21 protein-coding genes are annotated in these 23,359 nt (G+C 74.7%); 15 read left to right on the forward strand and 6 right to left on the reverse strand.

All coding sequences use genetic code 11. The annotated features are described in order from the left end of the window. Nucleotides 1-160: 160 nt before the first annotated feature. Both GYH36_RS20335 and GYH36_RS11355 read right to left on the reverse strand, forming a co-directional pair. Nucleotides 161-496 carry a YbdD/YjiX family protein gene (locus GYH36_RS20335; RefSeq protein WP_312028600.1) on the reverse strand — a complete coding sequence of 112 codons (336 nt, stop codon included), beginning with the start codon at nucleotides 494-496 and terminating at the stop codon, nucleotides 161-163. Next, nucleotides 493-2,778: a carbon starvation CstA family protein gene (locus tag GYH36_RS11355; RefSeq protein WP_024840984.1), complete on the reverse strand. Its 2,286-nt coding sequence runs from the start codon at nucleotides 2,776-2,778 to the stop codon at nucleotides 493-495. The genes GYH36_RS20335 and GYH36_RS11355 overlap by 4 nt, the downstream gene beginning before the upstream one ends. Nucleotides 2,779-2,980: 202 nt before the next feature. Here GYH36_RS11355 and GYH36_RS11360 point away from each other — a divergent pair, with 202 nt between their 5' ends. Genes GYH36_RS11360 through GYH36_RS11370 form a run of 3 tightly spaced genes read left to right on the forward strand, consistent with a single transcriptional unit; the run spans nucleotide 2,981 to nucleotide 5,552 of the window. Next, nucleotides 2,981-3,622, forward strand: a complete 642-nt coding sequence (locus GYH36_RS11360; RefSeq protein WP_162289894.1) for a hypothetical protein — start codon at nucleotides 2,981-2,983, stop codon at nucleotides 3,620-3,622. 40 nt (nucleotides 3,623-3,662) lie between these two features. Continuing rightward, complete coding sequence (locus tag GYH36_RS11365; protein WP_162289895.1) at nucleotides 3,663-4,229, forward strand: GNAT family N-acetyltransferase; 567 nt, start codon at nucleotides 3,663-3,665, stop codon at nucleotides 4,227-4,229. A gap of 48 nt (nucleotides 4,230-4,277) precedes the next feature. After that, a complete protein-coding gene (locus tag GYH36_RS11370; protein ID WP_024840987.1) occupies nucleotides 4,278-5,552 on the forward strand; it encodes an NYN domain-containing protein in 1,275 nt (424 codons plus the stop codon). A gap of 73 nt (nucleotides 5,553-5,625) precedes the next feature. On the opposite strand, the gene GYH36_RS11375 is transcribed toward GYH36_RS11370, so the two are convergent. Beyond that, the gene (locus GYH36_RS11375) at nucleotides 5,626-6,468 is read right to left on the reverse strand and encodes an alpha/beta fold hydrolase (protein ID WP_162289896.1); all 843 of its coding nucleotides are present in this window, start codon (nucleotides 6,466-6,468) and stop codon (nucleotides 5,626-5,628) included. Nucleotides 6,469-6,580: 112 nt separating this feature from the next. Between GYH36_RS11375 and GYH36_RS11380 the strand changes: the two genes are divergently transcribed. From GYH36_RS11380 to GYH36_RS11395, 4 genes are all read left to right on the forward strand, one after another. Beyond that, entirely contained in the window at nucleotides 6,581-7,150 is a 570-nt protein-coding gene (locus GYH36_RS11380) for a TetR/AcrR family transcriptional regulator (protein WP_024840989.1), read from the forward strand. A gap of 131 nt (nucleotides 7,151-7,281) precedes the next feature. Beyond that, entirely contained in the window at nucleotides 7,282-8,019 is a 738-nt protein-coding gene (locus GYH36_RS11385; RefSeq protein WP_162289897.1) for an SDR family oxidoreductase, read from the forward strand. 160 nt (nucleotides 8,020-8,179) lie between these two features. Next, nucleotides 8,180-8,710: a TetR-like C-terminal domain-containing protein gene (locus tag GYH36_RS19710; RefSeq protein WP_312028601.1), complete on the forward strand. Its 531-nt coding sequence runs from the start codon at nucleotides 8,180-8,182 to the stop codon at nucleotides 8,708-8,710. A gap of 199 nt (nucleotides 8,711-8,909) precedes the next feature. Continuing rightward, nucleotides 8,910-10,211, forward strand: coding sequence for a glycoside hydrolase family 16 protein (locus GYH36_RS11395; protein ID WP_162289898.1), 1,302 nt, complete (start codon nucleotides 8,910-8,912; stop codon nucleotides 10,209-10,211). 54 nt (nucleotides 10,212-10,265) lie between these two features. Here GYH36_RS11395 and GYH36_RS11400 read toward each other — a convergent pair whose 3' ends face one another. Beyond that, nucleotides 10,266-11,462: a cation:proton antiporter gene (locus tag GYH36_RS11400; RefSeq protein WP_203231783.1), complete on the reverse strand. Its 1,197-nt coding sequence runs from the start codon at nucleotides 11,460-11,462 to the stop codon at nucleotides 10,266-10,268. Between the two features lie 246 nt (nucleotides 11,463-11,708). Between GYH36_RS11400 and GYH36_RS11405 the strand changes: the two genes are divergently transcribed. The 8 genes from GYH36_RS11405 to GYH36_RS11440 all read left to right on the forward strand — a co-directional run bounded on the left by GYH36_RS11405 (nucleotide 11,709) and on the right by GYH36_RS11440 (nucleotide 21,146). Then, the gene (locus tag GYH36_RS11405) at nucleotides 11,709-13,091 is read left to right on the forward strand and encodes an 8-oxoguanine deaminase (protein WP_162289899.1); all 1,383 of its coding nucleotides are present in this window, start codon (nucleotides 11,709-11,711) and stop codon (nucleotides 13,089-13,091) included. 167 nt (nucleotides 13,092-13,258) lie between these two features. After that, a complete protein-coding gene (locus GYH36_RS11410) occupies nucleotides 13,259-14,905 on the forward strand; it encodes a nucleobase:cation symporter-2 family protein (RefSeq protein WP_162289900.1) in 1,647 nt (548 codons plus the stop codon). Nucleotides 14,906-15,058: 153 nt separating this feature from the next. Beyond that, nucleotides 15,059-16,555, forward strand: coding sequence for an amino acid permease (locus tag GYH36_RS11415; RefSeq protein ID WP_162289901.1), 1,497 nt, complete (start codon nucleotides 15,059-15,061; stop codon nucleotides 16,553-16,555). Nucleotides 16,556-16,642: 87 nt separating this feature from the next. Then, on the forward strand, nucleotides 16,643-17,287 hold the full coding sequence (locus GYH36_RS11420) for a lysophospholipid acyltransferase family protein (RefSeq protein WP_024840997.1): 645 nt from the start codon (nucleotides 16,643-16,645) through the stop codon (nucleotides 17,285-17,287). Nucleotides 17,288-17,359: 72 nt separating this feature from the next. Next, nucleotides 17,360-18,688 carry a sensor histidine kinase gene (locus tag GYH36_RS11425; RefSeq protein ID WP_162289902.1) on the forward strand — a complete coding sequence of 443 codons (1,329 nt, stop codon included), beginning with the start codon at nucleotides 17,360-17,362 and terminating at the stop codon, nucleotides 18,686-18,688. A 73-nt stretch (nucleotides 18,689-18,761) separates the two neighbouring features. Next, nucleotides 18,762-19,406, forward strand: a complete 645-nt coding sequence (locus tag GYH36_RS11430; RefSeq protein ID WP_155098192.1) for a response regulator transcription factor — start codon at nucleotides 18,762-18,764, stop codon at nucleotides 19,404-19,406. Nucleotides 19,407-19,457: 51 nt separating this feature from the next. Then, a complete protein-coding gene (locus GYH36_RS11435) occupies nucleotides 19,458-19,904 on the forward strand; it encodes a DoxX family protein (protein WP_024841001.1) in 447 nt (148 codons plus the stop codon). Between the two features lie 72 nt (nucleotides 19,905-19,976). Beyond that, nucleotides 19,977-21,146, forward strand: a complete 1,170-nt coding sequence (locus GYH36_RS11440; protein WP_162289903.1) for a hypothetical protein — start codon at nucleotides 19,977-19,979, stop codon at nucleotides 21,144-21,146. 71 nt (nucleotides 21,147-21,217) lie between these two features. On the opposite strand, the gene GYH36_RS11445 is transcribed toward GYH36_RS11440, so the two are convergent. Together GYH36_RS11445 and GYH36_RS11450 are read right to left on the reverse strand one after the other, a co-directional pair. After that, entirely contained in the window at nucleotides 21,218-22,078 is an 861-nt protein-coding gene (locus GYH36_RS11445) for a hypothetical protein (protein ID WP_024841003.1), read from the reverse strand. A gap of 127 nt (nucleotides 22,079-22,205) precedes the next feature. Then, a complete protein-coding gene (locus GYH36_RS11450; protein WP_115941441.1) occupies nucleotides 22,206-23,279 on the reverse strand; it encodes an App1 family protein phosphatidate phosphatase in 1,074 nt (357 codons plus the stop codon). Nucleotides 23,280-23,359: the final 80 nt, after the last annotated feature.

The following is a 23,359-nucleotide window of genomic DNA, read 5'->3' on the forward strand; positions in this document are numbered from 1 at the left end:
GGGGGCGCGCGCCCCGGGCGGGCCGCGGCCCTCCCCCCGGGCCCCCCCCCTCTCGGGCCGGGCCCCCCCCCCGGCCCCCGCCAACCCGGGGGTGGGGCCCTCCATCGAGCGGATGACGGCACCGACCCCGTGTTCGGCGGCGAGGAAGGTCGTGCTCGGCTCAGCAGCAGCGTGAGCCGGGGTTGGCGTCCTGCTCGGCGTGGCGGCGGCGCCAGAACTCGCGCTCGGTGATCACGTCGCAGCCGGGGTGCACCGCGCGCTGGTGCGCGGCGTACGTCGCGTACGCGTCGTCGCCCATGACCTGGCGCACGTACCAGCGGACCGCGGCGGCGCCGTCGCGCATCCGCCGTGCCATGCCCGACGCGCGGGCCGCGAGCCCCGCGGACGACGCGCGGGCCGCGGGCCCCGTCGACGTCGCGGGTCCCGCGGGCCCCGCCACGGCGGTCGCGCGGACCGTCGCGGCGGGAGCCTGCGGGGTGTCCTGCCGCACCGTCACCGGTGCCCCGTCGCGGCAGGACGCTTCTCGGGCGACAGCGCCGCCCACTCCTTCTGGATCTCCTTCTCGGCCGCCGTCGCGACCACGTCGGACGGCGCGAACCGGCGCGACGGGACCGGCGCGTCCTCGTGGTTCTCGCCGCCGCCGGCGCGCAGCGCCTTCGCCGTCACGAGGACCGAGGCGACGATGACGACGATCGCCAGCACGACGAACACGATCGACAGCGTGCCCTGGACGAACGTGTTGCGGACCACGGCCTCCATGGCCTCGACCGAGCCGGCCGTGCCGAACGACGTCTCGCCGGCCGCGAGCGCGTCCTTGAACGCGTTGTGGTTGGCCCAGTACCCGACCGCGGGGACGGGGGAGAAGATCTTCTCGATCGACGCCCAGATCGTGATGACCGCGGTGAACGCGAGCGGCGCCGCGACGATCCACAGCCAGCGCTGGTAGCTGCGCCCGCGCTTCGCGACGATCGCCAGCACGACGGCGAGCGCGATGGCCGCGAGGAGCTGGTTCGCGATGCCGAACAGCGGGAAGAACGTGTTGATCCCGCCGAGGGGGTCGGTGACGCCGAGGTAGAGGATGCTGCCCCACCCGGCGACCATGATCGCGGTGCACAGCCACACGCCCGGCCGCCACGTCACGTCGCGGAACCTCGGCGCCACGTTGCCGATGGTGTCCTGGAGCATGAACCGCGCGACGCGCGTGCCGGCGTCGACGGCCGTGAGGATGAACAGCGCCTCGAACATGATCGCGAAGTGGTACCAGAAGCCCATCATCGCGGTGCCGCCCACGACCTGCTGCATGATGTGCGCGAGGCCGAGCGCGAGCGTCGGTGCGCCGCCCGTGCGGGAGACGATCGACGGCTCGCCGACCGCCGCGGCGGTGGAGGACAGCATGTCGGGGGTGAGGTTGACGCCCATGAGGCCGAGGCCGTTGACGAACGCGACCGCGCCCTCGACCGTGCCGCCCGTGGCTGCCGCGGACGAGTTCATCGCGAAGTAGATGCCGCGGTCGATGGAGATCGCGGCGACGAGCGCCATGATCGCGACGAACGACTCCATGAGCATGCCGCCGTACCCGATGAAGCGCGTCTGGCGCTCCTTCTCGACGAGCTTGGGCGTGGTGCCCGACGCGATGAGCGCGTGGAACCCGGACAGCGCGCCGCACGCGATGGTGACGAAGAGGAACGGGAACAGCGCCCCGGACACGACCGGGCCCGTCTCGCCGCTCGCGAACTCGCTGATCGCGGGGACCGTGATCTCGGGCCGCACGACGACCACCGCGACGGCGAGGACGACGATGACGCCGACCTTCATGAACGTCGACAGGTAGTCGCGCGGCGCGAGGAGGAGCCACACGGGCAGGACGGCGGCGACGAATCCGTAGACGATGACGCCGATCGCGATGGTCGTGCGGTCGAGGTGGAAGAGCTCGGCGCCCCACGCGGTGTCCGCGATCCAGCCGCCGCCGACGATCGCGGCGAGCAGCAGGGCGAAGCCGATGACCGAGACCTCGGTGATCTTGCCCGGGCGGATGTAGCGCAGGTAGACGCCCATGAACAGCGCGATGGGGATGGTCATCGACACGGAGAACACGCCCCACGGGCTCTCGCCGAGCGCGTTGACGACGACGAGCGCGAGGATCGCGACGATGATGATCATGATGAGCAGCGACGCGACGATCGCGGCGGTGCCGCCGACGCGGCCGAGCTCCTGGCGCGCCATCTGGCCGATGGTCCGGCCGCCGCGGCGCATGGAGAAGAACAGCACGAGGTAGTCCTGCACCGCGCCCGCGAGCACGACGCCGACGATGATCCAGATCGTCCCGGGCAGGTAGCCCATCTGCGCGGCGAGCACGGGGCCCACGAGGGGGCCGGCGCCGGCGATGGCGGCGAAGTGGTGGCCGAACAGCACGTGCCGGTCGGTCGGGACGTAGTCCTTGCCGTCCTCGCGCACCTCGGCGGGCGTGGCGCGACGGTCGTCGGGGCGCGTGATGTAGCGCTCGATGACCTTGGAGTAGAAGCGGTACCCGATGAGGTACGTGCACACCGCGGCGAACACGAACCAGATCGCGTTGACGGTCTCGCCGCGCACGACCGCGAGCATGACCCACGCGACGCCGCCGAGCAGCGAGATCGCGGCCCACAGGGCGATCTTCTGCGGGGTCCAGCGCGTGCGCGCCTTCTCCTCGGGCACCGCCGTGGGCGGCAGGGACGGGTCCTGGACGATCGCGGGATCGTCGGGGGCGGCGTTCCGCGCCGCACGGGTGTCTGTCGTCATCGAGCCTCTCCAGGGTCGCGTCGTTGCGGTCCGACGTGGGAAGGCTAGGAACCGGTGCGGACCGTGACCCACGTCACGTCGGTGGGCGGTCGAGGTGTGCGACGAACGGTGGCCGGTGTGCGACGAACGGCGGGCGCGTCGGCGGCCGGCGGGACGCGGCCCTCGCCGCGCGCACCCGCCCCGCGAGGACTACGGTCCTGCCGTGGCCGACGAGGAAGCGGACCGCCGGGACGGCAGGTCGCTGCGGGAGACCGTCACGGTGGTGCTGCTGTCCGTGACGGCCGTCCTCACGGCGTGGAGCGGGTTCGAGGCGAGCAAGTGGGGCGGCGAGATGTCGATCGCGTTCTCGCGCGCCTCCGCCCAGCGCATCGAGGCGTCGACCGAGCGCTCGCACGCGGACGCCGCACGCGAGATCGACCTCCAGGTGTTCGCGCTGTACCTCCAGGGCACGGCGACCGGCAACGACCTGCTCGCCGACTTCGCGCGCGACCGGTTCACGACGCACTTCGAGCCCGCGTTCGAGGAGTGGCTCGCGTCGCGGCCGCTGCAGAACCCCGACGCCGCGCCGAGCCCGTTCGCGCTCGACTCCTACGTCCCGCCGGGCCAGGTCGAGGCCGCCGAGGCGGACGCGCGCGCCGACGCGCTGTTCGCCCGGGCGCTCGTGAGCAACCAGCGGGGCGACGACTACACGCTCGTGACCGTCCTGTTCGCGCTCGTGCTCTTCTTCGGCGCGTTCGCCGGGAGGTTCCGCTCGCACCGCGCCTCGTGGGGCATGGTGGGCGCCGCGTGCGTGCTGCTCGTCGTGGGCGTCGGCTTCCTCGTGAGCTTCCCCAAGATCGTCTGACCGGGGCGTCGGGCGTCGCCCGCCCTCGTAACCTGGGGCGGTGCAGACCTTCACCACCGCCCGGCTCACGCTCCGCCCCTGGCGGACCGAGGACGCCGACGCCGCCCTCGACATCTACTCGCGCTGGGACGTCATGCGGTTCGTCGGCGTGACGCCGCGCGTGCTGGAGCACCGCGACGAGGCGGCGCAGCGGGTCGAGCGGTGGAACGCCGTCGACGACGGGACGCACGGCGTGTGGGCCGTCGTGCCGCGCACGGACGCGGCGGAGGGTGCGCACCTGGGCGAGGGCGTGCCCGTGGGGTCGATCCTGCTCAAGCCGATCCCGGCGTCGGGCACGGGCGAGCCGCCGCAGCCCTCGGGGGACACGGAGATCGGCTGGCACTTCCACCCCGAGGTGTGGGGCCGCGGGTACGCGACGGAGGCCGCGGCCGCCGTCCTCGCGCACGCGTTCGAGCGCGGGCTGGAGCGCGTCGTCGCCGTCACGCACGCCGACAACGCGGCGTCCCAGGCGGTGTGCCGCCGGATCGGCATGACGTACCGGGGCACGACGCAGGCGTACTACGACACGACGTGCGAGCTCTTCGAGGTCACCGCCCCGACGCCGTGAGGCCGTTCGGCGAGAGCAGCCCCGCCGTCTGGACCTAGGCTGGCGGCCATGGACACCGAGGAACGCCTGGCCGTCTTCATCGACTACGAGAACCTCGCGCTCGGTGCGCGGGAGCACCTGGGCGGCATGACGTTCGACTTCGGCCCGATCGCGGACGCCCTCGCGGTGCGCGGACGGGTCGTCGTGCGGCGCGCGTACGCGGACTGGTCGTACTTCGACGAGGACCGCCGCTCGCTCACGCGCCACCAGGTCGAGCTCATCGAGATGCCGCAGCGCATGGGCGCGTCGCGCAAGAACGCGGCCGACATCAAGATGGTCGTCGACGCGATCGAGATGGCGTTCGAGCGCGACTACATCTCGACGTTCGTCATGTGCACGGGGGACAGCGACTTCTCCCCGCTCGTCCACAAGCTGCGCGAGCTCAACAAGCGCGTCATCGGCGTCGGCGTCGAGAAGTCGACGTCGCGCCTCCTGCCGCCCGCGTGCGACGAGTTCCTGTTCTACGACCGCCTGGAGGGCGTGGACGTGCCCGACGAGCCGGAGCCGCGCTCGGTCCGCGGGTCGCGCACGTCCGGCGGGACGACGTCGGGCGCGGCCAAGCCGAAGCGGGGCGGCGGGCGCACGTCCGGGCGCCGCAAGGCGACCGAGATCGCGGAGCCCGAGGCCGAGACGCCCGCTGCGGCGGCGCTCGCGGAGCTCGGGGAGGCGGTGAGCCGGACGACGCGCCGCGGCGAGCCGGTCGTGACGGAGAACGCTCAGGTGGACGGCGAGACGACGTCGGTCGAGGACCCCGTCGAGCAGGCGGCCGCGGCGCCCGCGGCCGACGCCGACGACGACGCCCCGACGGGCGAGGACGTGCCCATGGAGGTGCGGGTCGCGCAGACGCTCGCCGACCTGGAGGCGTCCACGAGCGGCCCGGTGACCGCGTCGGTGCTCAAGCGCACGCTGCTGCGCAAGGACCCCACGTTCAGCGAGGCCGACTACGGGTTCCGCAACTTCGGCGAGTTCCTGCGGTTCCTGGCCGACCGGAGCTTCGTCGAGCTCGCGCCCGGGCCCGCGACCGGGGACCCGGAGGTGTCGCTGCCCGCGCAGGGCGACACCGACCAGGCGTTCGCGCTCGTGCGCGACGTGGTGCGCGAGGAGGGCGGGTCGACCGTGCTCTCCGGGCTGAAGAACGCGATCCGCAAGAAGCGCCCGGACTTCAGCGAGAAGGCCCTCGGGTACCGGGGCTTCCTGCAGTTCTGCAAGGCCGCGCAGGCCGCCGGCGCCGTCGACCTGGCGTGGGACGACGACGCCGACGACTACCGCGTGACGGTCGCCTGACGCGAGGCGAGCCGGGCGCGGGGCCGGGCGCCGGGGGACGGCGCCCGGTCGCGGCCCGGCGGACGGGTCGCGGTCAGCGGCGGACGAACGCGAGGAGGGCCTCGTTGACCTCGGCGGCGTGCGTCACGAGCAGGCCGTGCGGCGCGTCCTCGATCTCGACGTACTCGGCGTCCGGCACGAGCTGGCGGAAGCGGCGGCCGGTCGCGTCGATCGGGAGGATGTTGTCCTTCGTGCCGTGGAGGATGAGCGTCGGCTTGCCGGAGGCGCGCACGGCCTCGACGTCGGCCCGGAAGTCCTCGATCCACGTGGGCACGACGGCGTACGCGGCGACGGGCGCGGAGCCGATGGCGGTGATCCAGCTCGCGCGGACGTTCTCCTCGCTGATGCGCTTCCCGAGGTTCTCGTCGAGGTTGTAGAAGTTCTTGTAGAACTCGGTGTACCAGGCGTAGCGGTCGGCGCGCGCGGCCTTGACGATGCCGTCGAACACGGACTGCGGGACGCCCTCGGGGTTGTCGTCACGCTGCACGAGGAACGGCTCCAGCGACGCGAGGAACGCGAGCTTGGCGACCCGCTCGTGCCCGTAGCGCGAGACGTACCGGGCGAGCTCGCCGGTGCCCATGGAGAACCCGACGAGGATCACGTCGCGCAGGTCGAGGGTCTCGAGGATCGTGTTGAGGTCGGCGGCGAAGGTGTCGTAGTCGTACCCGGTGCCGACCTTGCTCGACGCGCCGAACCCGCGGCGGTCGTACGTGACGACGCGGTACCCGGCGTCGATCAGCTCGCGCTTCTGGAGCTCCCAGCTGTGCCCGTCGAGCGGGTAGCCGTGGATGAGGACGACCGGCTGCCCGGCGCCCTGGTCCTCGTAGTAGAGCTCGATGTCGGTGGAGTTCTCCTGCCCGACGGTGATGTACCCCATGGTCGTGCTCCCTTCGTGGCGGCTGGGAGAACGGTCGTTCTCTCAGTGGTCGCTACACTAGAGAACGATGGTTCTCCGCGCAAGGGGGGCCGAGCGACAGGAGATGACACGCATGCTCGACGACGCGAGCGCACGCGCGGCCGTGGTGGCTGCGGCCGACCGGCTGTTCTACGCCCAGGGGGTGCAGTCCGTCGGGATGGATGCCGTCCGCAACGAGGCGGGCGTCTCCCTCAAGCGCATCTACGCGCTGTTCCCCTCCAAGGACGACCTCGTCGTCGCGGTGCTGCGGCACCGGACCCGGCGGTGGGACGAGGGCATCGCGTCCGCCGCGGCCGACGCGGTGACGCCCCGCGAGCGCCTGCTCGCCGTGTTCGACTTCCTCGACGCGTGGTTCCGCGAGGACGGCTTCCGCGGGTGCGCCTTCATCAACTCGTTCGGCGAGCTCGGTGCCACGTCGCCCGGCGTCGCGGACGCCGTGCGCGAGCACAAGGAGTCGTTCCAGCGCTACGCGTGCGACCTCGCGGCCGAGGCTGGGCTGCCCGACGACGTCGCGCTCCAGGTCGTGCTGCTCGCCGAGGGCGCCCAGACGACGGCGGCCATCACCCAGGACCTCGAGGTGGCCCGGCGCGCGCGACGCGCGGCCGAGCGCATCCTCGACGTGCCGACGCCCGCCGCGGCCTGACCCGCGCCCGTACGGGTCCGTCGCGCACGCCGGGCGGTTCATGTCGGGAGCGACCTCGGGAATAGATATGGACACGCCGTTCATTACATGCTTATATGAACAGCACGTCCACTTCCAGCCAAGGAGGAACCATGGCCACCCAGGACACGCGCGTCGCCCTCGTCACCGGGGGGTCGGGCGGCATCGGCCGCGCCGTCGTGCGCCGTCTCGCGGCCGACGGGTTCGCCGTCGCCGTGCACTACGCGGGGAACGCGGACCGCGCCGAGCAGGTCGCCCAGGAGGTCGTCGCGAGCGGGGGCCGGGCGATCACCGTCACCGGTGACGTCGCGGACGAGCACGCGATGGCTGCCGCGTTCGACGCCGTCGAGGCCGCGTTCGGCGGGATCGACGTCGTGGTCAACACCGCGGGCATCATGGTCCTCGGGCCGGTCGAGACGTTCGACCTCGACGCGTTCGACCGCATGCACCGCACCAACGTGCGCGGCACGTTCGTGGTGTCCCAGCAGGCCGCGCGGCGGCTGCGCCGCGGGGGAGCGCTCGTCAACGTCTCGACGAGCCAGACCCGCGCCCAGCACCCCACCTACGGCGCGTACGTCTCGACCAAGGCCGCGGTGGAGGGGCTGACGCTGATCCTCGCGCGCGAGCTGCGGGGCCGCGACGTCACGGTCAACACCGTCGCCCCGGGTCCCGTCGCGACGCCGCTGTTCTTCGAGGACAAGGACGAGGAGACCGTCGCGCGGCTCGCCGGCCTCGTGCCGCTCGAGCGCCTCGGCGAGCCCGACGACGTGGCCGAGACGGTCGCGTTCCTCGCCGGGCCGGCGCGCTGGGTCAACGGGCAGGTGCTGTTCGCCAACGGCGGGCTCGCCTGAGCCCGCGCCCGGCGACCGCCGGCGCGGGCGCCCGGGACCTAGACTCCGCACGTCGACGGCACGGGAGCGAGGACGAGTGAGCACGGCACAGGACGACAGAACCGCACGTCCGCGCCCGCGGGGGCGCGGCAGGCGACCCGCCGACGAGGTACGCGCCGACGTGCTCGCGGTCGTCGGTCGGATCGTGCTCGCCGAGGGGATCGCCGACCTCACGTTCGAGCGCGTCGCGCGGCTGGCCGGCGTCAGCCGCACGACCCTGCACAAGTGGTGGCCGTCGCGCGGCGCCCTCGCGCTCGACGGCTACTTCCACGCCGTGCAGAACACGCTCGCCTTCGACGACACGCAGGACGTGCGTGCGGACCTGCGCCACCAGCTCCACTCGTTCGCCGGCGTCATGGCGACGCCCGGCGGCCGCGCGCTCCTCGAGATCATCGGGACGTCGCAGACGGACGCCGACCTCGCCGCGGCGTACCGGCGCCTGTACTCCTCCGGGCGCCGCGAGCTCGCGTACGAGCGCCTGACTCGCGCGCGCGAGCGCGGGGAGATCCGCGACGACGTCGACGTCCGCGTGCTCGTCGACCAGCTCTGGGGCGCGGTGTACCACCGGCTCCTCGTCCCGGACGAGCCGGTGACCCCCGCGTTCCTCGACGCGCTCGTCGACAACCTGTTCGACGGCGTCGCGCCACGCTGAGCCTCTCGGCCGCCCTGCTCATGAATGTGGGAGCGATCCCACGACACGCCGAGAGAGCGCTTGCTCAGGCCCGAGGCGCGCCCGTAGGTTCGCGGGCGGAGGGTCGGAACCGGCCCCCGCCCGGTGCACTGGCGCGCCGAGCACGTCGCGCACCGTGGCGAGACGCAAGGCGGCACCGGCCGCCGGACCTGGAGGATCGATGGACCTCGCACGTCAGCGCCCCCTGCCCACCACGCCCACCGGACCCGACGGCCACGCCCGGCGGCGCCGCCTCGCGGGTGCCGCCCTCGCCGCGCTCACCGCGGCCTCCGCGGCGCTCGCGGTGACCGTCCCCGCGTCGTCGGCGGAGGCCGCGCCGGGCGACCTCGTCTGGTCCGACGAGTTCGACGGCGCCGCCGGCTCCGCGCCCGACCCGACGGTGTGGAACCACGAGACCGGCGCGCACGGCTGGGGCAACGCCGAGCTCCAGAACTACACCGCGTCGCGCGCGAACTCGGCGCTCGACGGCCAGGGCAACCTCGTCATCACCGCGCGACGCGAGGCCGACGGGTCGTACACGTCCGCGCGCATGACGACCCAGGGGAAGTACCAGCCGCAGTACGGGCGCGTCGAGGCGCGGATCCAGATCCCGCGCGGCCAGGGCATCTGGCCCGCGTTCTGGATGCTCGGGGGGAGCTTCCCCGGCACCGAGTGGCCCGCGTCGGGCGAGATCGACGTCATGGAGAACGTCGGCTTCGAGCCGCACCGCGTGCACGGGACCGTGCACGGCCCCGGCTACTCGGGCGGCGCGGGGATCACCGGCATGTACCAGCACCCGCAGGGCTGGTCGTTCGCGGACGACTTCCACACGTTCGCCGTCGACTGGAAGCCGGGCGAGATCACCTGGTTCGTCGACGGCCAGCAGTTCCACCGCGTCACGCGCGCGAGCGTCGGCGCGAACGCGTGGGTGTTCGACCAGCCGTTCTTCCTCATCCTCAACGTCGCGGTCGGCGGCCAGTGGCCCGGCTACCCCGACGGCACCACCCAGCTCCCGCAGCAGATGAAGGTCGACTACGTGCGCGTCTACGACAACGGGTCGGGCACGACGAACCCCGGTGACCCGGGCGGCCTGCCGACCGGGACGGGCACGATCCGCATCGCCAACGGGTTCTGCCTCGACGTGCCGTGGGGCCAGACGCACGACGGCAACCGCGTGCAGATCGTGCCGTGCAACGGCAACGCCGCCCAGTCGTGGACGCGGGGGAGCGACGGCACGGTCCGGGCGCTCGGGAAGTGCCTCGACGTGAGCGGCAGCGGCACGGCGAACGGGACGCCGGTGCAGCTGTGGACGTGCAACGGCACGGGCGCGCAGAGGTGGGCGTACGACGCCGGGGCGCGGACGCTGCGCAACCCGCAGTCGGGACGGTGCCTCGACGCCGAGGGCGGCAACCCGCTCCACGAGGGCCAGCGGTTCGTGATCTGGGACTGCCACGGGGCGCCGAACCAGCAGTGGACGTTCTGACCGGACTGGCCCCGTTCCCCGTCCGGCCCGGCTCCCCGCGCGGAGCCGGGCCGGTCAGCCGGTCGCGCGGTCCTCGGCCGTCGGGTCGACGGGCGCCGGCGCGCGCGGGCCGAGGCGGCTCGCGACCATCGGCAGCACGACGACCGACAGCACGCCCGCCCCGACGAGCGCCGCGCCCACGCGCGACGACATCGCGCCCTGCGAGACCGCGATCTCGGTGAGCGCGACGAGCAGCGGGAGCGCGGTCGCGGCGTAGAGGGCCGTCTGGACGCGTTCGACCGGCGGCAGCTCGCGGCGGAACCACAGCAGCACGGGACCGCCGCGCACCACGACCATGAGCGCGAAGAACGTCAGCGGGAGCAGCGGCGCCGCGACGATCGACGCGATGTCGAGGTTCATGCCGGAGCTCACGAAGAACACGGGCACGAACACGCCCCACGCCACGGCGTCGAGCTTCTTCTCGAGCGCCTCCACGTCGCCCGGCGCCCACCGCCGCAGCACCATGCCACCGACGAACGCGCCGAGCACCGCGTCGAACCCGAGCCCGGACGCGAGCGCGAGCAGCGCCACGAGCAGCAGGACGGTGAGCCGCAGCGTGCTCTGGCCCGTGCCGTGCTCGGCCGCGGCGACGAGCCGACCGCCGCCGAGGTCACCCAGCCGCCCGAGCCGGCCCGGGAGCGCCGACAGCCCGATCGCGACGACGGCGAACAGGACGAGGAGGACCGCGGCGACCCCGCTCTCGCGCGTGCCGAGCAGGAGCGCCATCGCGACGATCGGCCCGAGCTCGCCGACCGCCCCGACCACGAGCACGGTGCGGCCGAGCCGCGACCCGAGCTGACCGCCGTCGCGCAGGATCGGCAGCACGACGCCGAGGGCGGTCGTCGTGAGGGCGATGCCTCCCGCCGCGACGGCGTGCGGGGAGTCGCGCCCCACGAGCATGATGACCAGGGCCGCGCCGACGACGAGCGAGGTCAGCCACGCCCCCGCCGCGCGCCGCCCGATGCGCTCGCGCAGCAGGTTCGGCTCGAGCTCGTACCCGGCCAGCAGGAACAGGAACCCCATGCCGAGGTCGGAGAGCAGCGCGACGTCGTCGGGCGACGCGAGGTGCAGCATCGACGGACCGATGACGATCCCGCCGAGCAGGAGCACGACGACCTGCGGCACGCGCGACCGCACCGGCATGAGTCCCGACACCAGCGGTGCGAGCAGGGCGACGACGAACACCGGGACGAGCGGGGCGTACACGTTCACGGCGGGCTCCGGGAGTCGGCGGACGGCGGTCCCAGGATCGCGCAGCGCCGCAGGTCGCGCGCGTCGGGGGACGCGCCGGCGGTGCCCGGCGGGCGCGGCCACCCTTGACGCGCGCCGCACCCCGTCCTACCGTCGGCCCAGCCGCGGGTCCCGCGGCACCTGGATCGGCAGACAGGACCACTGAGCCGGCGCACCGTGGCGCCGGAGCCCGCGCCCCGGTGAGCGACGAGCCACCAGGAGGCACCGATGACCAGCACCTCAGTCAGCACCGGGACCCGGACGTGGATCCGCAACCCGCTCGGCGTGTTCACCGCCGACGACTCGCCGGGCGCGCCGGACGCGCGCGGCGGGATCGTCGTGGAGGGCGGGGTGGTCGCCGAGGTCGTCGCGGCGGGGGCCGAGCCCGCGGCGCCGGTCGACGAGACGTTCGACGCGTCGCAGCACGTGCTCACGCCGGGGCTGATCAACACCCACCACCACTTCTACCAGACGCTCACGCGCGCCTGGGGGCCTGTCGCGGACGCCCCGCTCTTCCCCTGGCTGCAGCGGCTGTACCCGGTGTGGGCGCGCCTCACGCCGCGCGACCACGAGCTCGCGACGACCGTCGCGCTCGCCGAGCTCCTGCTCTCCGGCTGCACGACGGCGGCCGACCACCACTACGTGTTCCCCGCGGGCCTCGACGACGCGATCGACATCCAGGTCGCCGCGGTGCGCCGGCTCGGCATGCGCGCGACGCTCACGCGCGGGTCCATGACCCTCGGCCAGGACGACGGCGGCCTGCCGCCCCAGTCGGTGGTCCAGGACCTCGGGACGATCCTCGCGGACTCGCAGCGCCTCGTGGAGACGTACCACGAGCGGGGTGCGGGGGCGCAGGTGCAGATCGCGCTCGCGCCGTGCTCGCCGTTCTCCGTGACGACGGACGCCATGCGCGAGAGCGCGGCGCTCGCGGAGGCCCTCGACGTGCGCCTGCACACGCACCTCGCCGAGACGATCGACGAGGAGGACTTCTGCCGCGAGCGGTTCGGGATGCGCACGGTCGACTACCTCGAGTCGGTCGGCTGGCTCACGGACCGCGCGTGGCTCGGGCACGGCATCCACTTCGACGACGAGGAGGTGCGCCGGCTCGGGGCGGCGGGGACCGGCGTCGCGCACTGCCCGACGTCGAACATGCGCCTCGCGTCCGGCATCGCGCGCGCCGTCGAGCTGGAGGACGCCGGGGCGCCCGTCGGGCTCGGGGTGGACGGCTCGGCGTCGAACGACGCGTCGACCATGGTGCTGGAGGCGCGCCAGGCGCTCTACCTGCAGCGGCTGAGGTACGGGGCCGACATCCCCGTGACGCGCGCGCTCGGGTGGGGCACGCGCGGCTCGGCGCGCGTGCTCGGCCGGGACGACGTCGGCGTGCTCGCCGTGGGGAAGCAGGCGGACCTCGCGCTGTGGCGCCTCGACGAGCTGCGCTTCTCGGGCTCGCACGACCCGGTCGCGGCGCTCCTGCTGTGCGGCGCCGACCGGGCGGACCGGGTCATGGTGGGCGGCGCGTGGCGCGTCGTCGACGGAGCGGTCCCGGACCTCGACCTGGGGGCCCTCGTCGCGGAGCACTCCGCCGCCGCCCGCCACCTCGTGGCGGGCTGAGCCCGGCACGCGCCGGGGAGGGGCGCCGCGCGCTCCTCCCCGCTGTGCCCGTCGTCGCAGGCCACGCGCGAGTTGGCGGCAGGGACTTGACACAGGTCACACTTGGAGTTCGAATAGCGGAAGTAGTTTTCCGCTAAGCGGAACGATAGCTGACGAGGAGGTCCGCTATGAACGCGCGAGCCACGAAGGCCGCGGACGGCGCCGGACGCCGGCCAGGACGCCCCGAGGACGAGCGGCTGCCCGTCGGGGCCACGTTCGGGTACGGGTTCCAGCACGTGCTCACGATGTACGGCGGCATCATCGCCCCGCCCCTCATCGTGGGCTCCGCGGCAGGGCTCACGCCCGCCGAGATCGGGACGCTCGTCGCCGCGTCGCTCTTCATGGGCGGCCTCGCGACGATCCTGCAGACGGTGGGCATCCCGTTCTTCGGGTCGCAGCTCCCGCTCGTGCAGGGCGTGTCGTTCGCGGGCGTGTCCACCATGGTCGCGATCGTCAACGGCGGGGGAGGGATCCCCGGGGTGCTCGGCGCGGTCCTCGTCGCGTCCGCGATCGGCCTGCTCATCACGCCGTTCTTCGCGCAGATCATCCGGTTCTTCCCACCGGTGGTCACCGGCGTCGTCATCACGACGATCGGTCTCACGCTCATGCCCGTCGCGGCCAACTGGGCGATGGGCGGCAGCGCGGACGCCCCCGACTACGGGTCGGTGAGCAACATCGGCCTCGCCGCGCTGACGTTCGCCATCGTCATCCTGCTGTCGAAGGTCGGCAGCGGCACCGTCTCGCGCCTGTCGATCCTCATCGCCATCGTCGTCGGCACGCTCATCGCGCTCGCCCTCGGCAAGGCCGACTTCTCCGGCGTGGGGGACGGACCGGTCGCGGCGTTCCCGGCGTTCCTGGGCTTCGGCGCCCCGACGTTCGAGATCGCGGCGATCATCTCGATGCTCATCGTCATCCTCGTCACGCTCACCGAGACGACGGCGGACATCATCGCCGTCGGCGAGATCGTCGGCACCAAGGTGGACCGCAAGCGCATCGCGAACGGCCTGCGCGCGGACATGGCGTCGTCCGTCGTCTCGCCGTTCTTCGGCTCGTTCACGCAGTCCGCGTTCGCGCAGAACGTCGGCCTGGTCGCCATCACGGGCGTCAAGTCGCGGTTCGTCGTCGCGGCGGGCGGCGCGATCCTCGTGGTCCTCGGCCTGCTGCCCGTCCTGGGCCGCGTCGTCGCCGCCGTCCCGACGCCCGTCCTCGGCGGCGCGGGCGTGGTGCTGTTCGGGTCGGTCGCGGCGTCCGGCATCCGCACGCTCGCCAAGGCCGACTACTCGCGGCCGATGAACCTCATCATCGTGGCGGCGTCGATCTCGTTCGGCATGATCCCGATCGCCAAGCCCGACTTCTACGACCAGTTCCCCACGTGGTTCGGCATCATCTTCCACTCGGGCATCAGCTCGGCCGCCGTCATGGCGATCCTGCTCAACCTGCTGTTCAACCACCTCAAGTTCGGCACGCCGCCCGACCCGTCGGTGTTCGCCGCGGGAGCCGAGCACGGTGCGGGGGCCGTCGACGACGACGACCTCGAGGACCTCGAGGACGACGGCGTCATCAACGGCTCGACCCGCCGGCCCGTCGCCGGCGCGACCGCCCCCGACACCACGGCCACCGCCCCGACCGACACCGCGCCGACCGACGGCCGGGCGTCCGACGGCGAGCACGCCGGCGGACGGTCGGTGGACGGCACGCCCGAGCCGGGCCGCGACGAGAGCGCCGACCCGCGGCACCGCGCCGCCGCGCCCCTCCCGCGCACCGCGACCCCGTAGGGGCACCGCTCCGAGGCACAGCGTCGTGCCCGACGTCGCCCCGCACCCCAGCGACCCCCTCGCGTCGGGTGCGGGGCGTCGTCGTGCCCGGGCGTGTAGCGTCGTGGGTCGGCGCCGAGCCCGACGCACCCTCCCCGAACGCAGGACCGCACCATGAGCACCCCCACGCCCGAACGCCCGGCAGCCACCGCGAGCCGCGCACCGTCCGGGCCCTCCGCCCCGTCCGACGCCCCGTCCGACGGCACGGCCACGGACCCTTCCGCCGACCACCTCGGGCGGGGGCTGCGCACGCGGCACCTGACGATGATGGGCCTGGGCTCCGCGATCGGGGCCGGCCTGTTCCTCGGCTCCGGCGTCGGGATCGCGACCGCCGGGCCCGCCGTGCTCGTGTCCTACGCGATCGCGGGCGTCGTCGTCATCCTCGTCATGCGGATGCTCGCGGAGATGGCGAGCGCCCGCCCCGCGAGCGGCTCCTTCTCCGTGTACGCCGAGGAGGCGCTCGGGCCGTGGGCCGGGTTCCTGCTCGGCTGGCTCTACTGGTTCATGCTCGTCATGGTGCTCGGCGCCGAGATCACGGGCGCCGCCCAGATCGTCACCGGCTGGTACCCGGACGTGCCCCAGTGGGGCGTCGCGCTCGCCGTGGTCGTCGTGTTCGCCGTGATCAACCTGCGGGGCGTGCGGCAGTTCGGCGAGCTCGAGTTCTGGTTCGCGTTCGTCAAGGTCGCGGCGATCGTCGGGTTCCTCGTCGTCGGCGTCCTGCTCGTCCTCGGCCTGCTGCCCGGCACGGAGCCCGTCGGGACGAGCAACCTCCTCGGCCACGGCGGGTTCGCGCCCGAGGGCTGGAGCGGCATCGCGGCGGGGCTGCTCGTCGTCGTCTTCGCGTTCGGCGGCATCGAGATCGTGACGATCGCGGCCGCGGAGGCGCGCGAGCCGCGCACCGCCGTCGCGCGCGCGACCCGCAGCATCGTGTGGCGGATCCTCGTGTTCTACCTGGGCTCCGTCGCGATCATGGTGCTCGTCCTGCCGTGGGACTCGCCCCTGCTCGCGGAGAGCCCGTTCGTCGCCGTGCTCGACCTCGCCGGGCTCCAGGGGGCCGCGCGGCTCATGGAGGTCGTCGTGGTCGTCGCGCTCCTGTCGGCGTTCAACGCGAACGTCTACGGCACGTCGCGCATGGCGTACTCGCTCGCCGGTCGCGGCGACGGGCCGCGCGCGCTGCGCCGCGTCTCGCGGCGCGACGTCCCGTGGGTGTCGGTGCTCGTCTCGGTGTTCTTCGCGCTCGTCGCCGTCGGGCTGAACTGGCTCCTGCCCGAGGCGCTGCTCGGGATCCTCCTCAACGCGGTCGGCGCGGCGCTGCTCGTCGTGTGGGTCCTCGTCGCCGTCTCGCAGCTGCGCCTGCGCCGCCGGATCGAGGAGCAGGCGCGCGCGTCGGGCGAGCCCATGACGCTGCGCATGTGGGGCTACCCCTGGCTCACGTGGGCCGTGCTCGTGGGGCTCGCGGCCCTGGCGGTCCTCATGCTGACCGACGCCGCCGCCCGCGCCCAGCTCGTGTCGACCGCCGGCCTCGTGCTCGTCATCCTCGCCGTCTACGGGGCCACCCGGGGCGTCCGGTCGCGCCGCAGCGGCGCCGTGGTGCGCGGCCAGGACGGCTGACGCGGCGGTCGCGGGGAGACCCGTCGCACCGCGCGTGCGGGACGCCGCGTGCACGGACGTGCGGCGGTGACGGTGCACAATGAACGAATGACCTACCGCGTCCTGAGGCTCGTCCTGTCGCTGCTCGCCTTCGTGCTGCTGCGACCCCAGGTGACGGGACGCAACAACGTCCCGCGCAACGGCGCGGTCATCCTCGCGAGCAACCACCTGTCGTTCATCGACTCGATCCTCATCCCGATCGTCGCGCCGCGGCACGTCACGTTCCTCGCCAAGGCGGAGTACTTCACGGGGCGCGGGCTCAAGGGCCGCCTGTCGCGCTGGTTCTTCACGACGGTCGGCATGATCCCCGTGCAGCGCGACGACCCGCGCGCGGGGCAGCGCTCGCTCGAGGACGCGCTCGAGGTGCTGCGGCGCGGCGGTGCGTTCGGCATCTACCCCGAGGGCACGCGCTCGCGCGACGGCAAGCTCCACCAGGGGCGCACGGGCGTCGCGTGGCTCGCGCTCGCCGGGCACGCGCCCGTCGTGCCCGTCGCGGTGCGCGGCACGGACAAGGTCCAGCCGATCGGCAAGCGGCTGCCGCGCCTGCACCGCGTCGAGGTGCACTTCGGCAAGCCCATCGACCCGCAGCGGCAGATCACGGCGGGCACCAAGCCCGCGCAGGCGCGCCGCGAGCTCACCGACGAGGTCATGGCGTCGATCCACCGCATGAGCGGCCAGGAGCTCGCCGCCTGACGGCCTGAGCGCGGCGCGCGCGTCACCCGTCCGGGGGATGTGCGACCCCGGCGGCCCGGCCAGACTGGGGGCATGGTGCGCGACGACGTCCGGCGGGTGCGGGCGTCCGGTGCGCGACCGCGCGGCGCGTGGGGGAGCGTGGTCGCGCCGCTGCGCAGCGCCGCGACCGTGCGCGCGGGGGTGTACCTCGTGGTCGGCGGCGTGGTCGCCGGGGCGTACGTGACGCTCGTCGCGGGGTTCGTGCAGATGTTCGCGTCGCTCCAGACCCCGCGTGTCGCCGTCGTCGTGCTCGCGCTCGTCTCCGCGGTGCTCGTGAGCACGCCCCCGTTCCTCGCGCCGGTCCGCACGCTCGAGATCGCGGCGGTGCGGACGTTCCTCGACGTGGACGTGCCCCTGCCGGTGCAGGGCGCGGCACCTCCCGGTGCCGCGACGCGCTGGCGCGCCGCGGCGTGGTACGCGCTGCACCTCGCCCTCGGGGCCGCGGTCGTGCTCGCCCTGCTGGTCGGGATCCCGGTCGCGACGCAGCTCGTCCTGTCCGCGGCGGGCGTCGAGACCGTGCTTCTCGCCGACTGGCGACCGTGGGACGCGCTGCCCGCGTGGGCGTGGCTGGTGACGGCCGCGCTCGTGCTGCTCGCCGTCCCGTACGTCGTCGCCCTCGCGCGCGCGGTGCTGCGGCAGGCCGCACCGCCCCTGCTGGGGCCGGACCAGTCGGAGCGCATCGCCGAGCTGGAGGCTGCCGCCGACCGCGCGGCCGAGCGTGGCCGCCTCGCGCGCGAGCTGCACGACTCGGTGGGGCACGCGCTGACCGTCACGACGCTCCAGGCCGCCGCGGCCGCGCGCCTGCTCGACGCCGACCCGGCCGCCGCGCGCCGGGCGCTCGCCGCGATCGAGGACACCGGGCGGTCCGCGATGGCGGACCTCGACCACGTCCTCGGGCTGCTCCGCGCGGACGCTCCCGCGACGCCCGGCGGTCCGCCCGCCCGCCCGGCCCGGACCCTCGCCGACCTCGACGCCCTGCTCGACGACGCGCGCCGCACCGGCGCCGACGTGCGGCGCGCGCGCGACGGGGCTGCGCCGCCCGACGTCCCGCGCGCCGTGTCGCAGGAGGCGTACCGCGTGGTGCAGGAGGCCGTGACGAACGCGCTGCGGCACGCGCCGGGCGCGCCCGTCACCGTCGACGTCGCGGCGGACGACGGCGCGCTGGCCGTCGAGGTGCGCAACCCCCTGGACGCCGCGCGTGGGCCGGGGCCGGGACCCGGCCCGGCGCGCGAGCGCCGCGGCCTCGCGGGCATGCGCGAGCGCGCGCACCTGCTGCGCGGGGAGGTCACGGCCGGTCCCACGCCCGACGGCGGGGCCTGGGTCGTGCGGGCGCGGTTCCCCGGAGCGGGTGCGGGAGGATGAGGCGTCCCGGGACGGCCGTCGACCGCCGTCGCGCGGGCGCGGCCCGGCGCCGGGCACGACGAGGAGGGGGCGCATGACGACGACGCGCGTGGTGCTCGTGGACGACGAGCCGCTCGTGCGCGCGGGGCTGCGCGTGATCCTCGACGCGGAGCCGGACCTAGAGGTCGTCGGCGAGGCGGGGGACGGCGCGGACGTGCCGGGCGTCGTCGCGCGCGAGCGGCCCGACGTCGTGCTCATGGACGTGCGGATGCCGCGCGTCGACGGCATCGCGGCGACGCGCGCGCTGCTCGCCCGGGAGCCCGCGCCCCGGGTGCTCGTCGTGACGACGTTCGAGAACGACGACCACGTGCTCGACGCGCTGCGGGCGGGCGCGCACGGGTTCCTGCTCAAGCGGGCGCGGCCCGAGGAGGTGGTGCAGGCGGTGCGCGTCGTCGCGCGCGGTGAGTCGCTGCTGTTCCCCGACGCCGTGCGCCGGCTCGCGACGGCGCGCCCGCCCGCGGGGGACGAGCTGCGCGACGCGCGCCTCACCGAGCGCGAGGGCGAGGTGCTGCGCCTCGTCGCGCAGGGGCTGTCGAACGCGGAGATCGCCGCCGAGCTGTACCTGGGCGTCGAGACCGTGCGGACGCACGTCGGGAACGTGCTCGCGAAGCTCGGCGTGCGGGACCGCACGCAGGCCGTCGTGCGCGCGTACGAGTCGGGTTTCGTGCGACCCGTCTGACCGGCGCTCGGCCGCGCTGCGGGCAGGCGGGCCGGGTGCGACGATCGCGCGATGGACCTCTCCGCGATCACCCGCCCCGCCCCGCGCGTCCCGCTCGTCGCGACGCTCGCCCGCGTCGGGCTCGGCCTCGCCCTCGTGGGGGCCGGCGTCAGTCACCTCACCGTCTCGCGCGAGGAGTTCCAGGCGCAGGTCCCGTCCTGGTTCCCCGTGGACGAGGACGTCACGGTGCTGGCCTCGGGGGCGGTCGAGATCGTGCTCGGCGCGTCGCTCGTCGTGCTGACGCGGTGGCGGGTCGCGGTCGGCCTGGTCGCGGCCGCGTTCTTCGTCGTGATCTTCCCCGGCAACGTCGGCCAGTGGCTCGAGCACAAGGACGGGTTCGGCCTCGACACCGACGCCAAGCGCTTCGGCCGCCTGTTCTTCCAGCCCGTGCTCGTGGCGTGGGCGCTGTGGTCCACGGGCGCGCTGCGGGCGCTGCGCGACGCGCGCTCGCGGGACTGATCCCCCGCGCGGGGGAGCCAGGCCGCCGCCACGGGGGATCCCCGTCGCGTCGCCCGGCGCGAGGGTCGAGTCATGAGCACCTCGACACCACGCACCCCCGTCCCCACCCCGACCCGCGGCCCGGGCCGCCGGAACCAGGACGCCGCCGCACCACCCGGGGCCGCCCCGCCCGCCCGCGCGGCGGACGTGCCCCGCGGGCGCTGGGTCGGCCCGGCAGCCGCGGTCCTGTGGGCCGCCGGCGGTCTCGCCGCGCTCGCCGTCACCCTCACCGGCGGCACGCTCGCGGTCGGCGACGCGAACGACCTCTCGTTCGGCGTCCTCACGCCCGTGCCCGGCGCGACGCTCACGCCGTGGGTCGCCGTGCTCGGACTCGTCGGCGCCGCCACGGCGCTGCGGGCGTGGCTCGGCGGCCGGCACGGGCTCGTCGCGCGCGGCGACCGCGCGCTCACCGTCGCGGCGACCGCCGTCGTCGGTCTTGGCGTCCTCGCCCTCACCGACGCCTCGATCCTCGCGCGCCTCGGCTACCTGCCGGTCACGCTCGTCATGGCCCCGTTCGACCCGGTGATGCGTGCGGCGTTCCAGGACTTCGTCGGCGCCGGGCCGCTGCTCCAGGTGGCGCTCCTCGCGGGCGGCGCGCTGCTCGTCGCCTCGACGTGGCGGTTCGTGCGCCGCGCCGCGGGCGCGTGCGAGTCGTGCGGCCGCCGCCACGACGGCCACGACCACGCGTGGACGACGCCGGAGGCCTCCGCGCGCTGGGGACGTCGCGCCGCGCTCGTGGCAGCCGCCGCGCCCGCGTTCTACGCGCTCACCCGGATCGCGTGGGTCCTCGGCATCCCGCTCGGCTTCTCGCCCGACGACGTCGCCGACCTCGCCGGGGACGACGGCTGGATCGCGGCGCTCGGCCTCGGCGGCTTCGCGCTCGTCGGCGCCGTGCTCACGCTCGGGCTCTACCAGCGCTGGGGCGAGCGGTTCCCGCGCTGGATGCTCGGCCTCGCGGGCCGGCGCGTCCCGGTCGGCCTCGCGGTCGTCCCGGCGACGGTCGTCGCGGTCGCCGTCCTGCCCGCCGGGGTCTCGCTCGTCGCGCTCGGGCTCGGCGAGGGCCAGCTCGCGCTCACGGCCGACCGGTGGGGCGCCGTCGGCCCGATGCTCCTGTGGCCGCTGTGGTCCGTCGCCCTCGGCGCCGCGACCTACGCCTACTGGCTGCGCCGCCGCGGCACGTGCCGCACCTGCGGCCGCGGGTGACGCCCGGCCGCCACGACCCGCCCCGCCGGACTCCCGCCTCGTGCGGGGCGGCGGGGTGCGGGTGCGTGGCCCTACTGGGGCTCGACGGGGCCGTCCTGCCCGGCGACGAGGTCGCCGCAGCTCGTCTCCTGCGCGGTCGTGACCACCGGGTCGTCCGCGGGCGCGTCCTGCGCGACGGTCTCCTCCTCGCCGTTCGTCGCCCGCGTCGCGCCCGCGTCGAGGTCCACGAAGGTGCGGGACACGGTGAACGTCGTGCCGTCGTCGGACACGGCGTTCAGCCCCGCGAGGTGCAGCGCGCCGTCGACCTCGGTGCAGCCGACGCCCGTGCCGAAGCCGGCGAAGCCCTTGTCGAACGTGTACTGCGCGTCCTGCGCGTTCTGCGTGGGCGTCACGGCGCAGTCGGCGGCGGAGAAGAGCAGGACCTCACGGCCGGTGTCGACGAGCGCGATCGGCGCGGTCGCGTCGCCCGCGGCCACGACGTTGACGACCGCGCTCGCGGGGACGGGGCTCGCGGACTCGATCGGGGCGGAGAACGTCGCGCCCGAGGCGGTGGTGATGCCGAACGCGCGGTCCGCGCCGCCGGTCAGCCACGCGGTGTCGGGGCGCCCGTCGCCGTCGACGTCGACGATCTCGTGCGTGTCCGCGCCGGCGGGCGGACCGTCGCCCGCCGCCGGGCAGCCCTCCGCGGCAGGGGTCGACGCGTCGTCGCTCGGGGAGCCCGCGTCGGTCGGCGACGCGTCCCCCGTCTCCGTGGCCGTCGGCGCGGGCGTCTCCGCCGCGGGCTCGTCGCCGGACGGGCGGTTCACGAGCCACACGACCAGGGCGATCACGAGCACCGCCACGACCGTGAGCACGATCCACGGCCACGTGCGGCGCGTCCGCTCGGCAGGTTCGGGCTCGGGCACGGGGAACGGGTCCTGCGGCGTCGTCATTCCCTCAGGCAATCACCCGCTCCTGACATCGGCATCCCGGCGCGGCGGCCCGCCGAGCATGGGGTTGTCGCCCGTCACGACCTCAGGACGGGCGGTGACCCCATGTTCGGCGGACGAGGTCGTCCCGTCAGCGGCGCAGGGCGCGCGCGAGGGCGCGGGTGAGCGCGTCGCCGTCGGGGCCGAACGCCGTCGGGACGCCGGTGCCGACCTCGCCCGGGAGGCTGCCCGGGGCCGGCAGCGGCGAGCCGTGGGCGAGGACCTGCTGCGCAGGCGTCAGCTCGCGGATCGCGACGGCCGCGACGTGGTCCGGGAACCGTCGCGCGGCACGCGCGTAGATCTCCGGGTCGTGCTGGCCGTCGTCGCCGATCAGGAGCCAGTCGACGTCGGGCAGCTCGCGGAAGAGGCGTTCGAGCGCGGTGTCCTTGTGCTCGGGGCCGCTGCGGAACCACCCGGTGTTCGTCGGGCCCCAGTCCGTCAGCAGGAGCGGGCCGGGCGGGAAGCCGTGGCGCTGGAGGAACCGGCGCAGGTTCGCGGCCGTGTTCCACGCGCCCGTCGAGACGTAGACGAACGGCGTGCCGGGGCGCTCCGTCGCGATCCCGCGGTACAGGGCCGCCATCCCCGGCACGGGGACGCGTGCGCTCGAGTGCCGCACGAACGTGTTCCACGCGGCGATGAGCGGGCGGGGCACCGCGGTGACCATCGCGGTGTCGTCGATGTCGGACACGACGCCGAGCCGCCGCCCGTCCGCGACGACGAACACGCGGCCCTTCGCGACCGCGCCCGACGACGGCCGGAACGTCACGTCGTGCCAGCCCGGCGTGAGCGCGACGTCGATCGTCGCGTCGAGGTACCCGCCGCGGTCGGACACGAGGTCGACGGTCACGTCACCGACGTGGACGCGCACCTCCTCGCGCGGGGCGGGCGCGGTGAAGAAGTACCGCCAGCCCCGGCGGTCGGCGGACTCGCGCTCGTGCAGCGCGGGGTCGAACGCCGGGCTCGCGAGGAGCACGCGCCCGAGCACGCGCACGCGCCGCGGGCTGCCGTACCCCGCGAACGGCTCGACCCGCGGGCGCCAGCCGCGCGCCTTCTGCAGGCGCGAGACGACGGCGCGCCACCGGTCCTCGATCCGCGCCGCCCGGTGGGGTCGCTGGCTCGGGGTCGCCTGGGTCGTGACGGTCGGTACGGGTGCGGTCTGTGGCATGGCTCGCGACGGTGTCCTCGGTCGGGGGTGGCGGGTCAACCCTGTCACAGGGCGCCGACGCACGCGGTCCGGCGACGGCG

The sequence above is a fragment of the Cellulosimicrobium composti genome (assembly GCF_010287905.1).
GTDB classification, from domain to species: Bacteria; Actinomycetota; Actinomycetes; order Actinomycetales; family Cellulomonadaceae; genus Cellulosimicrobium; species Cellulosimicrobium composti.

What these genes read in the sequence shown, in the direction of transcription:
- GYH36_RS11355 (WP_024840984.1), bottom strand. Translation starts at nt 2,778, where the DNA reads ATGACGACAGACACCCGTGCGGCGCGGAACGCCGCCCCCGACGATCCC.
- GYH36_RS11435 (WP_024841001.1), top strand. Translation starts at nt 19,458, where the DNA reads ATGGACCTCTCCGCGATCACCCGCCCCGCCCCGCGCGTCCCGCTCGTC.
- GYH36_RS11440 (WP_162289903.1), top strand. Translation starts at nt 19,977, where the DNA reads ATGAGCACCTCGACACCACGCACCCCCGTCCCCACCCCGACCCGCGGC.
- GYH36_RS11420 (WP_024840997.1), top strand. Translation starts at nt 16,643, where the DNA reads ATGACCTACCGCGTCCTGAGGCTCGTCCTGTCGCTGCTCGCCTTCGTG.
- GYH36_RS11430 (WP_155098192.1), top strand. Translation starts at nt 18,762, where the DNA reads ATGACGACGACGCGCGTGGTGCTCGTGGACGACGAGCCGCTCGTGCGC.
- GYH36_RS11380 (WP_024840989.1), top strand. Translation starts at nt 6,581, where the DNA reads ATGCTCGACGACGCGAGCGCACGCGCGGCCGTGGTGGCTGCGGCCGAC.
- GYH36_RS11395 (WP_162289898.1), top strand. Translation starts at nt 8,910, where the DNA reads ATGGACCTCGCACGTCAGCGCCCCCTGCCCACCACGCCCACCGGACCC.
- GYH36_RS11445 (WP_024841003.1), bottom strand. Translation starts at nt 22,078, where the DNA reads ATGACGACGCCGCAGGACCCGTTCCCCGTGCCCGAGCCCGAACCTGCC.
- GYH36_RS11370 (WP_024840987.1), top strand. Translation starts at nt 4,278, where the DNA reads ATGGACACCGAGGAACGCCTGGCCGTCTTCATCGACTACGAGAACCTC.
- GYH36_RS11410 (WP_162289900.1), top strand. Translation starts at nt 13,259, where the DNA reads ATGAACGCGCGAGCCACGAAGGCCGCGGACGGCGCCGGACGCCGGCCA.
- GYH36_RS11375 (WP_162289896.1), bottom strand. Translation starts at nt 6,468, where the DNA reads ATGGGGTACATCACCGTCGGGCAGGAGAACTCCACCGACATCGAGCTC.
- GYH36_RS11385 (WP_162289897.1), top strand. Translation starts at nt 7,282, where the DNA reads ATGGCCACCCAGGACACGCGCGTCGCCCTCGTCACCGGGGGGTCGGGC.
- GYH36_RS11450 (WP_115941441.1), bottom strand. Translation starts at nt 23,279, where the DNA reads ATGCCACAGACCGCACCCGTACCGACCGTCACGACCCAGGCGACCCCG.
- GYH36_RS11425 (WP_162289902.1), top strand. Translation starts at nt 17,360, where the DNA reads ATGGTGCGCGACGACGTCCGGCGGGTGCGGGCGTCCGGTGCGCGACCG.
- GYH36_RS11405 (WP_162289899.1), top strand. Translation starts at nt 11,709, where the DNA reads ATGACCAGCACCTCAGTCAGCACCGGGACCCGGACGTGGATCCGCAAC.
- GYH36_RS11415 (WP_162289901.1), top strand. Translation starts at nt 15,059, where the DNA reads ATGAGCACCCCCACGCCCGAACGCCCGGCAGCCACCGCGAGCCGCGCA.